Origin of the sequence: Lentzea sp. NPDC005914 (assembly GCF_040629405.1) — a bacterium.
Classification (GTDB): Bacteria; Actinomycetota; Actinomycetes; order Mycobacteriales; family Pseudonocardiaceae; genus Lentzea.
Window position 1 is genome coordinate 44686 of the sequence record NZ_JBEXVQ010000054.1, and the last position, 15358, is coordinate 60043.

The following is a 15358-nucleotide window of genomic DNA, read 5'->3' on the forward strand; positions in this document are numbered from 1 at the left end:
CCCACAGCAGAAGCCGAAATCCCCAACCGGTCGAGGGCACAGGATCGAACCTCATTCCCACCTTGGCACACCAACACTTGATCTGCTCAGACCGCCGAGGCAGTGGTTCATTACTCGCGACTACCCGGAAGTGTTACTCACTTGCACAACCTGAAACTGTTGGCACAATTCACCACTCGTCCCCGGCCGAATACTGATCCAACTCTGAAAGGAACCCGTGTCTCTGCGCGGCTATCTCCTGCTGGTCCGCGAACGCTGGCGGGTCGTCACAGCGGGCCTCGCACTGGGCGCCGGCGCCGCTGTGGCGGCCACCTGGGCGGTCACCCCCGTCTACGAGGCGGAGGTGACGCTGTTCGTCTCGGCGCAGGACGTGGACGGCGACGCCGCCCAGGCCTACCAGGGCAGCCTCATGTCCCAGCAGAAGGTGAAGTCGTACACGCGGCTGGTCACCAGCGGGCGCATCCGTCAGGACGTCGAACGCCGAGGGCTCGAACCGGAGCCGGACTCCATCCGAGCCGACGTCCAGCCGGGCACCGTGCTGCTGTCGATCACCGCCACCGATCCGTCGCCGATCCGGGCACAACACCTGGCCGACGCGGCGGCCGAGGCGTTCAGCGGGCTCGTCGCGGAGCTGGAGAAACCGACCGGCGGTGGTCAACCCTCCGTCGCGGTGAAGGTGATCGAACCCGCCAGGCTGCCGACCACTCCCGTGTCTCCCCGTCCGGTGAGCAACGGCGTCCTCGGTGTCCTGATCGGACTCGCCGCCGGCGTCGGTGGGGCGCTGGTGCGCAACGCGCTCGACACGTCGGTCCGGTCGGTGGAGATGCTCCAGGACCTGGTGGCCGCACCGTCGCTGGGCACCGTCGCCTTCGATCCGGGCGCCGCGGCCCGTCCGGTGATCACTTATCCGCACGCCTCGTCGGCGCGCGCGGAGTCGCTGCGGCGGATACGGACCAACCTCCAGTTCGTCGATGTCGACCAACCTGCCCGCACGGTCGTCATCACGAGCTCCATGCCGGGTGAGGGCAAGTCGACGCTGACCTGCGATCTCGCTGTCACCCTCGCCGAGGCCGGGAGGACGGTGGTGGTGGTCGACGCCGACTTCCGCGCGTCCCGCATCGGCGACTACCTGGGTCTGGAGTCCGCCATCGGCCTGACCAGCGTGCTCATCGGGCACGCGTCGCTCGAGGAAGCGCTGCAGCCGTGCGGCCGCCGCGGCATGACCGTGCTCGCGAGCGGTCCGCCCCCGCCGAATCCCAGCGAGCTGCTCGCCTCGCGGTACGTCGTGGACCTGCTCGACCTGCTGGCGGCCCGCTTCGACGTCGTGCTCGTGGACACGCCGCCCCTGCTGCCCGTGACCGACGCCGCGATCCTGGCGAGCCGGTGCGATGGAGCGATCCTGGTCGTGCGGCACGGCAAGTCCACGAAGCATCAGGTCGAGGAATCCGTCAACGACCTCAAAGCTGTGTCGGCACGACTGCTCGGCACGGTCATGACGATGACACCGAGGACCCGTGCCTGCGAGGCCTACCAGTACCAGCGCACCGACGAACCGAGGACCGTGCCCCTGCCGCGAACCCGTGCGCACCGCGAGCACCGCGAGCACCGACCATGACCATCCCCGAGCCGGCGCACCGGACCAGCAGCACACGCCTGGCAGTGGCGTCGGCGATCACGCTGTGCCTGGCAGTCAGCGGACTGTGCGGGGTCGTCACTCACGAAGGGCGAGAGATGCAACAACTACCATCGGTCTTCGCTTCGCTCGACGCGGTGCGGCGTCCGCCCAGGTGGACGGAAGGCATGACGTTCCTGCTGGCGAGCAACGACTCCGCTCCGTCCTCCGACGGCAGTCAAGTGATCATGCTCGTGCGGCTGTCTCCAGACCACAAGGCGGCGACCGTCGTGTCGATCCCACCTGACAGCTGGGTCGGAGTTCCAGGACACGGCATGGCCAGGATGAGCTCGGTGTACGCGTTCGGCGGACCCTCGTTGATGGTCAACACGGTGGAGACGCTCACCGGGGTTCGGGTGGACCACTTCGCGACGACCGATCTCACCGGTTTCAGGGCGCTGGCGCAGGTGGTCGGTGGAATCGGCCGGGTCGATCCCAGCATCGCCGATTCTGTCGAGCGGCAGCAGGAGGCGCTGCGAGCACTGATCTCCACGGTCATTTCGAGCGGGGTGCTCAGCAGCCCCAGCCAGGCACACGACTTCGCCGACACGGTGAGCAGGTACGTCCAGTTCGACGACATCCTGACGATGAGCGCGCTGCAGTCGCTCGCCTTCAGCCTGAGGGAGCTGGACCCCTCCGCCGTCACGTTCGTCACGGCGCCGATCTCGGACGGCACGCGTTCCGGTCAGCTCTGGGAGGCGTTGCGCCAGAACCAGATCACGCAGTATCTCGAGAGCACCCCGCGATGAGGACGAGTTTCCGCATCCTGTTCGTGTGCACCGGCAACATCTGCCGCTCGCCCTTCGCCGAGTTGCTGACACGGCACCTGCTCACCCAGCGGCTGCCGAACGACCAGGTCGGACGCTTCGTCGTCGCGAGCGCGGGAACTCAGGCCATGACCGGAGCGGCGATGCACTTGCTTACCCGCGACCACCTGCCCAGATGGGGAGTGGAGCGGGTGGCCGGCGAGACGCACATCGCTCGCAATCTCGATCGGATCGCCCTGGCTTCGGCTGATCTGGTGCTGACAGCGGATCGCGAACAACGTGCGGAGGTCGTCTCCAGGCACCCACCACTGCTGCACTCGACCTTCTGCCTGAGGGAGTTCGCCCGCCTGCTGGCACCCGTGTCGCTGCGCCGCACCGGTGACGACCCCGTGCTCCGTGCACGAGCGGCGGTCTCGACCGCGGCACTGCGCCGAGGCCATGTCATGTGGGTCAACAAGACCGACGACGTCGTGCCCGATCCGTACGGCCGGGCACGCGGGGTGCATCACCAGAGCACGGACATGATCGGCGCCGCACTGCACGAGGTGCTCACCGTGATGTTCGACGCGTGAACAATCCGCCCGAACGGGGGCAGTTCTCGCGTTGCGCGGGCAGCTTCGCCGACGATACGCAACTACCGATCGCCAGCAGGCGGCACGCCCGTCTCTCCGAGGAGCACATGTGGCCACCGTGGTACCACTGTCACTGACCTTGGACGTGGGCGGTCATCAGTGCGTCACCCAGGTCTGGGCGTTGCAGACCGGACAGGTGGCCGATGGCACGGAGCGGTGGCTGCTCGACGCCTCGGCGGTGCGGTGGCTGCTCGACCGGATCGCCGACGGCGAGATCAGCCCCGATCGAGCGGCGGAACTGGTGCGCCAGGTGTCGCGGTGGAACAGCGGCTGCTGCTATTGGTGCGACCTCGCGGCGCCGGTCTATCCAGAGGCACTCCGCCACCACCAGGACGCACAGGAGCGATGGCAGCGGCAACAACGGAGCATCACGCCGGTGACGCACCCGTATCTGCTCGAGAACGGCACGGCGCACAGGTGGGACTGCCCGGCCGCGCCACCAGTGCGAGGCCCCGGTCATCCTGGGGCGGACCTGCACGCCTACGCGGCGTGGCACGGGCCGCTGAACGGAGACCTGGACCGGATCATGGCCGCGCTGTGGGAGGAGACACGGGTGATCAGACGAGTCACCGAGGCTGAGCTCGAACGGTGGTTGAGGTCGCGCAACCACCACACAGGCTCTCCCTGGTGTCCGCGGTGCTCGCCGGAGCCGTCAGGCCAACGCCAGCACGGTTAGCTCACGACTCCAGCACGCAACAGCTTCCCCGCACCACAGCAGGGAGACCGTCGGGCGCGCACGCCATCCGGCCGACGACCCGGATTCGGTGACCGCCGTGCTCCGGGGCCAGTCGCACCTCGACGTCCATCGGCTCTCCGCGCCGCAGCAGCGCCCGCCACTCGCCCGCGACCGCCGACTCGAGGCCGGACTGCACGTCCGATCCCTCACCGAAGATCCGGTGCAGTCCGCTCGACATGATCAGCCTGCCGCTCATGAGGTCGAGGGAGAACACCCCGAACCCGGCATCCGCCACGGCGTCGACGGCATCCGCGAACTCGAGCCGGTCCGCTGCGGAGGAACCGTCGCTCGTGATCTGCCGGCCCGCACCGGCGCTGGTCAGCCAACCCGGCAACCACGTGCACAGCAGGGATTCGTCCACCTGTGTGATGCGGACGGACACGTTGGGGGTCCGCGCGAGATCTGTGAGCGGATCAGGCGCCGCCGCGACGTGCTCGACGGGTTCACCGGACCGGGACGCCTGCCCGAACAGCCGGCGCAGCAGTACGGCGGTGTCATCCGGCAACAGTTGCCCGAGCGTCAGACCGACGACCTGATCGTTCCCCAGAACGTCGGTCGCGGACTTGTTGCTCATTTCCACGCGATAATCCACGACATCGGGCAAATCGCCCTCGCGCTGAATCGGCGTCCACACCAATGCAGCTTCCTGCATCAGATCGACGACCTCCTGCAAGCGCAGCCCATTAGCCAAGATGTGTCTCGCCCCCTACCTGAGTAACCGCCGTGGAGCCACGCAAAGACTACGGTCCGCAGCGGTTTCTCACCTCAACGGGAGGAAACTATGCATCAAAGCGTAACATTGGACCCACTAGGTCAACGCCGTGGTGACAGATCGTCGACAATTATCCGGACAGACACCACGAGGACGCACTTCGCCGCTGAGGTGCGTTAACTCGTTCGAGTGACAGTCGAGCACACCGCGCGATATGCCGAATGCCCGGCCCTTTCGGGCATCCTGGAGATCAGGCGACGAGCCGGTCATCCGGAGGCACTGTGCGGCCGAGCTGGGCCAGTAGATCGGCGACCTCGCGCGCGGCGCCCGTGCAGTTGTGGCAGAGCGCCAGATGGTCGCGCACCCGTTGCCGCACGCCGCGATTCTTGTGCCCGGACAACAGCGCGGCCAGGTTGTCGACCGCCTCACGACAGATCTCCTCGGCCGCGGCCTTCACGTGCATCTGCACGTAGGCGAGCCGAAGCCCTTCGCGAGCGCGGAAAGCCAACGCGGCCACCGCGTTCGGACGCATGCCGAGCACGTCCGCCGCCGCCGACGTGCTGAGCCGCTCCAGTTCAAGCAGCACCAGCACGGTCCGCCACCGCACGGGCAGGCTGTCGAGAGCCTTGCTCGCGAGCTGGGCGTCCAGCCCTTCGGCGACGGGATCGCTCTCCTCGGTCGGCAACAGGAGCTCGGTGACCTCCACGCGTCGGTCGATCATCCGATCGCGCGCCAACTGCTTGTAGAACGTGGTGCGGACCGTGGTCAGCAGGTAGGCGCGGAACATCTCCGTCGGACCACCGCCCGCGACAATCCGGTTGAACACCTTGACAAATGCGTCAGAAACGAGATCGTCGGCACCCTGCGAGGTGCCGAGCAGTTTGCACGCGAGTCCGTACGCATCCGAGAAATTCCTGCGATAGAGCTGGACGAAAACCTCCCGGTCTCCGGCGCGAACCGCCTGCACGAGACCGGAGTCGATGTCCTCGACTTCGTCAGTCATTTCACCTGCCTCAGGTTTCCGATTTCCTCTCCGTCAGCCCCGCCTGTGAGTGGCAAAGCTACAGCGAGCAGTTCACTCATGGAAGACAACTCTCCGGAACGGCGAACTTCTCGCCCGACAGGTGCGCACGACGCTGCCTCGACATTGCCGAACATCCCCAAAATTGCGTAGTGCCCTCACCCGTTCGAGTGATCGACCCCGCGAGGGAACCCGTTCGAACGCTGCACGGGAATCGTGTGGGACGGGCTCGCACACACGTTGTCGTCGTCCAGTGTTCCCAGACTGATGACCGCGGAGCGGAGCGCCACGCGCAAACGGTCCACCTGAGCCGCGGTCAGGCGGATCGTCTCGCGATCCGCGTTCTCCACGACCACGAACTCCTCGGTCAGTGCCACCACCGTGGTCGCGTTCCTGCCGCGCTCGTCGCGGCAGCGGACAGTCCACGAACGACGGTCGGCCGCCCGCAGGAAGAATCGAACCAGCACTGACGACACCCATCCTTCGCGATGAAGACGAAACATCCACGACCACCTCGAGACGGACTCCAGAGATCACTTCGGCAGGAACGACAGCTCGTAGGCCCGCGCCACGGCGTGCGCGCGGTCCCTGGCGTCGAGCTTTCGCAGGATGTGACTCACGTGCGTGCGCGCGGTCTCGGCGGTGATCTGGAGTCGCAGCGCGATCTGCACCGCCGTCCGCCCTTCGGCGACGAGCTGCAGCACCTCGAACTCCCTGCGCGACAACGACCTTCCGCCCGACGATCGCGCACCTTCCACCGAGGTGGCGAAGACCGTGAGAGCAGGGTCGATGTGGTGACCGACTGTCGCCGCCGCCGTGATGGCCTTCACCAACCGGTCGGGATCAGCGTCCAGCGGCACCAGCGCTCGGGCGCCGTTGATGCGCGCCATGGCGATGCTGTCGGCGGTGCGAGCCTCCCGGCCCAGCAGCGCCACCACGGTGAGATCCCTGAACAGTCGGGTCAGCAACTGGCAGCGGTTCCAGCCGGGATCGATGGTGGAAGTGACGAGAACGACGTCGGGGTGCGCTGACTCGCACAGTTCGATGATGTCGCGGGTGCTGCTCACCGCATCGACCCACTGCAGAGCACGATGCGCCGAGACGACTGTCTGAACACCGTGTCGCAGCAGCGGCAGCGACTCGACCAGCGCCACTCGAAGCCGGCGCGTGCTGCCGCCTCCCTCCAGCCATATCTCTTCTGGACCTGCACCCATTTGTTCATCCCCTGACCGATGTTCTGTTCAAAAACTCCGAGTGATCGGACGCTGCGCACGACCGCGGCGTTGTTCACCCGCACAACTCCACCGCTTGTCCACTCGCACGAGTGGCTGATGAAGCGCGGAATCACTTGTTCCGCTCAGCGCTCGTAGGCCCGCCACCGTGATCGCGTGGGCGACATTCACCGGCGGTATTCCAGCTGTCAGCCTCTCGAAGGTCACCCTGTTATCGCTCACATCCGAATCGGCAACAGTGCCACACACCCGACCACGTTGTAGTCGTGCACGCCATCGTCGCTGTCCACGTCGGCGCGTCCATCGAGCAAAGGAGTGGCGTTTCCATTGAGCCGCGGCACCTCGATGCATCCACACGCAGGCTGACATCGGACACACGAATTGGACCTCTGCGATCCGCTCGGCCGGCACGGGCGCTCCGAGGTCAGTGGCGACGCCTGCCTGCCCGCTCCAAGCGCCGACCATGCTGCTGCTGATCACCGGATCCTGCCGAGGGCAACCGCCGCCCGGTCACGACGACTCGTGCCGGTCGCGTGCTTCATCGCCTCGCCTGAACGGCCGGCACGCCGCGAACACGATGAGCAGCACGACCGGCAGCACGCCTGGCGCGGCCAGCAGAAACTGCCACCACGTCGTCAACGTGGTCAACCAGGAGACGTCGCTCTCGGCCTTCAACGCGGTCATCCCGCGGTTCACGTCGGCCCCGCAGGCCACCGTCAGGTCCACTGCCGCGGCACAGGCGATCACCGTGATCTCCCCGCCCGCGGAAATCTCTCCCACGGCGGCGTCGAGTTCGACCTGTGCCGTCGCGCCGGCGGCGACGTCGACTCGCCACTTCGTCTGGACAGGCTCCCGCCTCTGGCCGCTGTCCGTCGGTCCCAGCACGAGCGACGACGGCGTCGTGAGCGTCACCTCGAGCTGGTCGAGCTGCTGATCGGTGTTGTTGTGGACCTTGACCTGATAGGTGGTCGACAGGCTCTCGGTGACCGTCTCGATCCCGTCGTCCACGATCACGACCACGTCGGCATCCGACCCGCGGAGCGCGGCCAACGTGATCGTCAGAGCTGCGGCGAAGGCCACCCCCGATGCCACCCACCGACGGCTGAACCTCACGGGGACGGAACGCGAATCAGTCATCGAGCGGGCCTCCACCCGTTGCACGGCGAACTTTCACTTCCCAGACCGCACGGGGCACCTCCGATTGCGAACTCTCAGTCGTCCTCACCTGATCGTGCGATCGCCTGCAGGTCCACAGTGGATCGAACTCCCTCAAGAGAGTGATCATTTCGAGATCCGATAACACCCCTGAAGCGCTCCGCGATCGACTTCACAGGCAGTGAAGAAGCCCACGGTCCCTTTTGGAGTGATCTTGACCCAGCTACCCGACCAGCCACCGGCCCTTCTGCGCATGTGGTGGAGCGTCCCGAACTGGTGCCGCCTGCTGCCCGTGCTCGGCGGCACGCTGCTCGCACCGATGGCGCTGGTGTCCGTGTCCATCCCGCCGATGTCGAACCCGGTGCCGGACATCGCGTCCGCGCCGACGTCACCGGTGGGACCGGAAACTCCCGTGAGCAAGGTGAACCCGACGACTCCACTCGGCCCGGACTACCAGGTGACACTCGCCGGCCAGAGCAGTCCGATCACACCGAGCGGCACGGCTTCCACGGCTCCTGCTTCGCACGCCGCCGAACCGAGTCCTTCCGCCGCGACAGGCACCAGGTCACCGGAGCTCGCCGGCACCGTTCCGTCCGGCGGTACGACCACGACGCCGCCGGTACCGGCGGCGACACCCATCCCCACCTCCCCGCCCCTCCAGAACGACACGTCCGGCGTACCCGTCCGAAGTGGACCGTCGGCTTTGGACTCGGGGAAGGACGGAGCGCACCTCGCCGACGAGCTCGTCAGTCGCGCGATCATCAACGGCGGCTCACTCACCGGGAAGATCGCATGAGCGGCGACGACAACCCGATGGGCAGCACCGACGCCCGAGCGTTGCACAGGTTCCAGCGCGGCCGGTCCGCCCACCGCTGTCCGGCTGGCCACGGTGCCCTGCGGGTGTGGCCGGACGCCGACGCACCGTCCGGCATGTGCCTCACCTGCACGACCTGCGGACACCGCGTCACGGTGGACGACACATCGCTCCGCAGGGCCGCCGATGACGAACCGGCCGCACAGACCGAGACGGCTCCGAGCGTGTGCCTGTCCGACGGCATCGCGCCACGTGGCCTCCGCCCCGACGGCACGGTGCGCACGACCGGCTGGGCGCAGTTCGCGAACATGCCGATCTCCACCGGCTTCCTCACAGCGCTGGCCGCATTCTCCGCCGCCGTGCCGCTGGTGCCGGTGGCACCACTGATACCGGTCGTCGCGCCACCGATCGGCTACCTGGCCTGGAAACTCGGGACGAGGTGGCGACCGGCCTCGCAGGCTGTCAACACACGACGCGTCCCGATCGCGGCGCTCACCGCGGGACAACAGATCCGCCTTTACGGCACAGCCGGTCCAGTCGGCGAGGTGAGCACTGTCACCGCGAGTGCGACAGGACATCTCAAGGTGCGGATGGTCGGCGGCCTGGAGATTCTGCGGCGCCCCGAACAGCAGATCTGGCAGGTCGATCTGAGGAACTGACCCGTCGGCTCGGGGTCACCGACGACTTCCGGCGGCGAGGGATGGGCTGGCCCGGTACACCACGACGGAGTGCGCCGGGCAGCCATCGTGCTCACCGCTCCTCGATCCACAACATAGTCGCGACCCACCCCTGCCCGCTCCCGAAGAGTTCACCTGTTGCGGTGACTCCCCCGGCCGTAATCCGCTGATCGTTCCCAGGTCTGTCACGTGTGTACGAGTCCACACGACCGCCGGGTCGGCGGGACCGGAGGCATGACATGCGCACAGGGGAGTTCCGGAAGATTCCGTCCCTGTCACGTGTGTTCGTCGCCTTCGTTCTGGGTGCGGGCTCGGCGACGATGACGACCGGCTCGTCCGCAGCCGATGTCATCACCCCGTTCACCCAGGTGTACGACCAGGTCGTCTACGGCGACTTCAACATCATCGGCAACTCGGTGACGAAGTGCCCTGCCACGCCGTCGCCGCTCACCTCGGCCATGTGCGCGAACGGCGCCGGACGGACGGATCCCGACGCCGTCAACGACGAGTACCAGATGGCGTGGGCTGACGCCGACACCAACTCCGCGACGTTCAACTCCAGTTCAGCGAGTCTGACCATTCCGCCTGGCGCGACGGTCGACCACGTCCGCCTCCACTGGGCGGGCAACACCGGTCTCTACACCGATGAGGACGGCTCGGTCATCTCGCCGCTGTGCAGCGGCAACGCCCTGGTCGCCGGTGAGCTCGCGGTCACTCCTCCCGGGACGCCGCAGACACAACCGGTGAGCGTCCGGGTGGGCACCGGCGCGACCGTCCCCGTGCCCGCCCAGACGTTCGTCAACGAACCGGCGGCCGACCTGACGGAGGCTCAGTACTACAGCGCATCGGCGAACATCACACCCTTGTTCTCCGCTGCCCCCACGGGATCCCCGCTCACCGTGACGGTCGGCAACGTCTGGACACCACAGGGGTACAACTGCTTCGGCGGCTGGTCGCTGACCCTCGTCTACAAGTATCCACAACCGGAGCCGACCTACGCGCCGGTGCCGCGTGAGGTCTTCATCTACGACGGGCACGTCCGTCAGGACAGCCTGCAACCCCCGACCACGGTGCCGATCAGCGGCTTCCGGTACGCCGGCGGCCCGCTGCGAGCCGGTGTCACCGCCTACGAGGGCGATTGGGGCATCGCCGGTGATCAGTTCCTGGTCAACGGGACCGCGGTCAGCGAGCCTTCCGGTGCCGGAACGGGGAACTTCTTCGTCGACAGCGCGGAGGGACAGGTCAATCCCAACGCGCCGAACAACTTCTCCGTCGACGCCAAGGACTTCACGTTGCCGCTGGGCACACTGCCCGTCGGAGCGACCAGTCTGTCCCTCCAGTTCAACACCACCGGCGACTCCTACCTCGCCCAGCAGGTCGCGTTCTCCGTTCCGCTGCCCGCCCTGAACGTGGTCAAGGAAGTGTGCACCTCGAGCACACCGGTGAACTGCGGCCCCGGCGGATCCGGTCCGTGGGCGGAGAACACCCTCGTGCCCGCGGGGAGCACCGCGTACTGGCGCATCCGGGTGACCAATCCGACCACTGTGGACATTCCAGGTGCGACGCTGAACGACACGATGGCACCCGCATGCGCCACTGCTGCGGGAACGTTCGCGGTGCTCGCGGGCCAAACGGTGACTTTCCACTGCAACTCACCGGGTCTCACAACAGCACTCGTGAACAGCGTGACGGCTCGCTTCGTGCCCCCCGGTTCGCCAGCGGGCACGACACCGATCGACACCGCACCGGACACGGCCCGCGCCGACGTGCACGCGCTCACGATCGCCAAGCAGGTCTGCGCTTCGCTCGCCGCAGCGGACTGCGGAGCGGGCGGGGCAGGTCCGTGGGCAGAGCTGGCGACGATTCCGGCGGGCACCACGGCCCACTGGAAGATCACGGTGACCAACACCGGCAGCGTCGACCTCACCGGCGCCACGGTCACCGACGCGGCCCAGCCCGGTTGTGCCACCGCGGCGGGAACGTTCTCCCTGGCCGCCGGGGCATCCGCCTCGTTCTACTGCTCGACGACGAACGTGACCGCGGGGAGCACGAACATCGTCACCGCGCGGTACGTGCCGCCGGGCTCCCCGGTAGGTACAGCATCAGTCGTGACCGCCCCGGACGACGCGCGCGTGCGGGTGTCCCGCCTGACCGTCGCCAAGGAGGTCTGCGGGTCGGCCCGACCCGCAGACTGCACCGCCGGCGGAACCGGGCCGTGGCAGGAGAACAGGACCGCGCCGACCGGGTCAGCGGTCCACTGGCGAATCACGGTGGCCAACCCCGGCGAAGCCGACCTGAGCGCGATCACGCTGAACGACAGCGGTGAGGCGACCTGCGTGACCGCGGCAGGATCATTCGACCTGGCTGCGGGCGCCACGAAGGCGTTCTACTGCTCGACCGCGAACGTCGTGGCGAACAAGACGAACACGGTGACGGCGCAGTACGTGCCTCCTGGCGCGGCGCCCGGCACCCCGCCGGTGCTGACCGTTCCGGACGGCGCAACCGTGAGCGTCTACGGTCTGGCCCTGGCGAAGGAGGTCTGCGCCTCGCTGAACGCGGCGGACTGCGCCTCGGGCGGCCCGTGGGTCGAGACGGCGAACCTGCCCGGCGGGTCGACGGCGCGGTGGCGGATCACCGCGACCAACACCGGCGATGTCGGCCTGACAGGCATCACGCTGAACGATCCCGCGGAAGCATCTTGTTCCGCGGCACCGTTCGACCTGTCCGTGGGTGCGTCGGCCACCTTCTCCTGCTCCACCGCCGACGTGACGGAGGGACGAACGAACACGGCGGTCGCGACGTTCACCCCGCCCGGCGAGACCGCAGTCGCCACGGCGTCCGACTCCGCGAGCGTGAAGGTGACGAACCTGGCCTTGGTCAAGGAGATCTGCGCCGGCACGGACTGCGGTGCAGGTGGCGCCGGCCCGTGGAATGACACCTCTGCGATGCCGACCGGCTCCGCCGCGCACTGGCGGATCACGGTGACCAACACCGGTGAAGCCGATCTGACCGGCATCACGGTGAACGACCCCGCCGAGACGACCTGCTCCACAGCACCGTTCGACCTCGCCGCCAAAGCGTCGAAGACGATCCACTGCTCCACCACGAACCTCACCAAGAACACCACCAACTCGGCGACCGCGCAGTACGTGCCACCAGGGGCACCGCCGAACACCGTGCCGATCGTGAGCGCTCCGGACAGTGCGACCGCGAACGTGTACGGTCTCGTGCTGGCCAAGGAAGTCTGTTCTTCGCTCACCCCGGCGGACTGCGACTCAGGTGGTCCGTGGGTGGAAGCGGCCAACCTCCCCGAGGGTTCCACCGCGCACTGGCGAATCACCGCGACCAACGCCGGCGGCGTCGACCTGACCGGCATCGTGCTGAACGACGCCGCCGAGCCGGACTGCGCGGAGTCCGCGGGATCGTTCGACATCAGCGCTGGCGGGTCGAAGACGTTCTACTGCTCGACGACGAACGTGACCGCCAGCGTCACCAACACGGTGACGGCCACGTTCACGCCACCGGGCGGAAATCCGCTGACCACGGCACCGGATTCGGCGACGGTGAACGTGACGCGGCTGACCGTGACGAAGACCGTCTGCTCGTCCCTGTCCATTGCGGACTGTTCAGGTGCTGCCGGGCCGTGGGTCGACACGGCGAACCTGCCCAGCGGGTCGACCGCGCACTGGCGGATCACCGTGGCCAACACCGGTGACGTCGACCTCGCCGGCATCATCATGACCGACAAGGACGAACCGGCCTGCGAACAAGCCTTGTTCGACCTGGCCGTCGGTGCGTCGAAGACGTTCTACTGCTCGACGGCCAACGTGACGGCGGGCCGGACGAACACCGTCACCGCGCAGTACGTGCCACCTGGCTCCGGGGATTCGACGACGACCGAACCCGCCTCGGCGACGGTCATCGTGACGAATCTGGCTGTCAACAAGGAGATCTGCGCCGAAGCGGACTGCGACGACGGTCCGTGGAGTGATGCGGCGGGCCTGCTGACGGGTTCGACGGCACACTGGCGAATCACGGTGACCAACACCGGCGAGGCCGATCTGACCGGCATCACGCTGAACGACCCCACCGAAGCGACCTGCTCCACAGCACCGTTCGACCTCGCCGCCAAAGCGTCGAAAACGATCCACTGCTCCACCACGAACCTCACCAAGAACACCACCAACTCGGCGACCGCGCAGTACGTGCCACCAGGTGCACCGCCGGACACCGAACCGGTGGTGACACAGCCGGACGGCGCGACCGCGAACGTGTACGGCCTTGAGCTGGTGAAGGAAGTCTGCGCGGCGTTCAGCGAAACCCGCTGCGGCCCAGAGGGTCCAGGACCGTGGGGGCTCACCGCGAACGTTCCGAGCGGTTCCTCGGTGTACTGGCGGATCACCGCCACCAACACCGGTGACGTCGACCTCACCGGGATCACTCTGACCGACGAGAAAGAGCCGGGTTGCGACGCGGAGTTCGACCTGGCCGTGGGAGCGTCGAGCTCGTTCTACTGTTCGACCTCCAACGTGACCGGAAGCGTGAAGAACGAGGCCACGGCGTCGTTCGAGATGATGGGCTGGCCGGAGGAAGCGGCCACGGACGCCGTCGCGGCGGTGAGCATCGCGGATCTCCACGTGGAAAAGGAGATCTGCGCCGCGCTGACCGAGGCGGAGTGCGCTACGGGCCCGTGGGTGTACTCGGCGACCGTACCGAGGGGCGCGACGGCACACTGGCGCATCACCGTCACGAACACCGGCGACGTCGATCTGACCGGCATCGTGCTGGACGATCCCAACGAGGCGTCCTGTTCAGCGGCACCGTTCGACCTCGCCGCGCACACTTCGAAGACGGTCTACTGCTCGACAACGAACCTCACGAAGAAAACAACGAACGCGGTGACCGCGACGTACGTGCCGCCAGGGTCGCCACCGGACACCGCACCGGTCACCACCGCACCGGCTGACGCGACCGCGATGGTGTCCGACCTCCTGGTGCGCAAGGACATCTGCCAGTCACCGGTACCGGAGGCGTGCGCGGAGACGGGCAGCGGTCCGTGGGCTGACGACCACGTCGTCGAGCGCGGCGGCACGGCACACTGGCGGATCACGGTGACGAACACCGGCGAAGTCGATCTCACCGGGATCACGCTCCAGGACGATGCCGAGCCATCGTGCTCGACCAGCGGCATCGACCTGGCCACCGATAGGTCCGTGTCGTTCATCTGCTCGACGACCAACGTCACCGCAGGCGTGACGAACACCGTGGTCGGACGGTACGTGCCTCCCGGCGCGCCCGCCGCCACTCCACCGGTTGCCACTCCACCCGACGATGCTTCGGTGCGGGTGGCCGACCTGGCCGTGCGCAAAGAGGTCTGTCTGGCCGGCGACGCGACCACCTGCGACAGCTGGGGCGAGACGGTGACTGTCCACAGTGGTGAGACTGTCCGTTGGCGCGTCACCGTCGTCAACACGGGCGAGGTCGATCTCGCCGAGGTGACCGTGCAAGACCCGATCGAGCTCAGCTGCGCCGCGAGCGCCTTCGCACTTGCCGCAGGTGCGGAGAAGGCCGTGCACTGCGCGACCACGGGACTGACGGCAGGAGTCGTCAACACGGCCACCGCCACCTACGTGCTACCTGGAGGAGGCTCGCCCATCGTGACCCGCCCGGATTCGGCGAGTGCTGACGTGTCATCAGCGTCCACACCACACACCAACCCACCGCTCGCGGTGACCGGCGATGATGTCTGGCATCTCATCGCCTTCGGATTGCTCCTGGCGGGGCTGGGCCTGATCCTGCGACTGTGCGCCCGGAGGCGGACTTGATGACAGGAGGCGGCCGCAGGTCTGCTCCGGAGGCTGATTCGCCGCAACCGTAGCGCAACCGAGCGTGACCGGGTCGTGCTACCAGGGGCCCGCAACCTTGTGACATCGAAGCGGT

At 67.4% G+C, this 15358-nt stretch carries 12 protein-coding genes; 7 read left to right on the plus strand and 5 right to left on the minus strand.

What is annotated here, in order from left to right; all coding sequences use genetic code 11:
- Positions 1-217 precede the first annotated feature (217 nt).
- The 4 genes from ABZ345_RS44215 (at position 218) to ABZ345_RS44230 (ending at position 3747) form a co-directional block, all read left to right on the plus strand.
- Complete coding sequence (locus ABZ345_RS44215; RefSeq protein ID WP_359861227.1) at positions 218-1615, plus strand: polysaccharide biosynthesis tyrosine autokinase; 1398 nt, start codon at positions 218-220, stop codon at positions 1613-1615.
- Positions 1612-2421: an LCP family protein gene (locus ABZ345_RS44220; RefSeq protein WP_359861229.1), complete on the plus strand. Its 810-nt coding sequence runs from the start codon at positions 1612-1614 to the stop codon at positions 2419-2421. The genes ABZ345_RS44215 and ABZ345_RS44220 overlap by 4 nt, the downstream gene beginning before the upstream one ends.
- Positions 2418-3011: a hypothetical protein gene (locus ABZ345_RS44225; protein WP_359861231.1), complete on the plus strand. Its 594-nt coding sequence runs from the start codon at positions 2418-2420 to the stop codon at positions 3009-3011. Before ABZ345_RS44220 ends, ABZ345_RS44225 begins: the two co-directional genes overlap by 4 nt.
- A 109-nt stretch (positions 3012-3120) precedes the next feature.
- Positions 3121-3747, plus strand: a complete 627-nt coding sequence (locus ABZ345_RS44230; protein WP_359861232.1) for a hypothetical protein — start codon at positions 3121-3123, stop codon at positions 3745-3747.
- A 1-nt stretch (position 3748) separates the two neighbouring features.
- Here the strand turns inward: ABZ345_RS44230 and ABZ345_RS44235 are convergent, their stop codons facing one another.
- The 5 genes from ABZ345_RS44235 to ABZ345_RS44255 form a co-directional block, all read right to left on the minus strand.
- Positions 3749-4381, minus strand: a complete 633-nt coding sequence (locus tag ABZ345_RS44235; RefSeq protein WP_359861234.1) for a hypothetical protein — start codon at positions 4379-4381, stop codon at positions 3749-3751.
- 388 nt (positions 4382-4769) lie between these two features.
- Positions 4770-5522 (minus strand): RNA polymerase sigma factor, encoded by a 753-nt coding sequence (locus tag ABZ345_RS44240; protein ID WP_359861236.1) that lies wholly within the window; start codon positions 5520-5522, stop codon positions 4770-4772.
- 176 nt (positions 5523-5698) lie between these two features.
- Positions 5699-6007, minus strand: a complete 309-nt coding sequence (locus tag ABZ345_RS44245) for a hypothetical protein (protein WP_359861238.1) — start codon at positions 6005-6007, stop codon at positions 5699-5701.
- 66 nt (positions 6008-6073) lie between these two features.
- Positions 6074-6754, minus strand: coding sequence for a response regulator transcription factor (locus ABZ345_RS44250; RefSeq protein ID WP_359861240.1), 681 nt, complete (start codon positions 6752-6754; stop codon positions 6074-6076).
- Between the two features lie 528 nt (positions 6755-7282).
- The gene (locus ABZ345_RS44255; protein ID WP_359861242.1) at positions 7283-7852 is read right to left on the minus strand and encodes a hypothetical protein; all 570 of its coding nucleotides are present in this window, start codon (positions 7850-7852) and stop codon (positions 7283-7285) included.
- Between the two features lie 289 nt (positions 7853-8141).
- Between ABZ345_RS44255 and ABZ345_RS44260 the strand changes: the two genes are divergently transcribed.
- The 3 genes from ABZ345_RS44260 (at position 8142) to ABZ345_RS44270 (ending at position 15243) form a co-directional block, all read left to right on the plus strand.
- Complete coding sequence (locus tag ABZ345_RS44260; protein ID WP_359861243.1) at positions 8142-8723, plus strand: hypothetical protein; 582 nt, start codon at positions 8142-8144, stop codon at positions 8721-8723.
- On the plus strand, positions 8720-9400 hold the full coding sequence (locus tag ABZ345_RS44265) for a hypothetical protein (protein WP_359861245.1): 681 nt from the start codon (positions 8720-8722) through the stop codon (positions 9398-9400). The genes ABZ345_RS44260 and ABZ345_RS44265 overlap by 4 nt, the downstream gene beginning before the upstream one ends.
- Before the next feature lie 257 nt (positions 9401-9657).
- Complete coding sequence (locus ABZ345_RS44270) at positions 9658-15243, plus strand: hypothetical protein (protein ID WP_359861247.1); 5586 nt, start codon at positions 9658-9660, stop codon at positions 15241-15243.
- Positions 15244-15358: the final 115 nt, after the last annotated feature.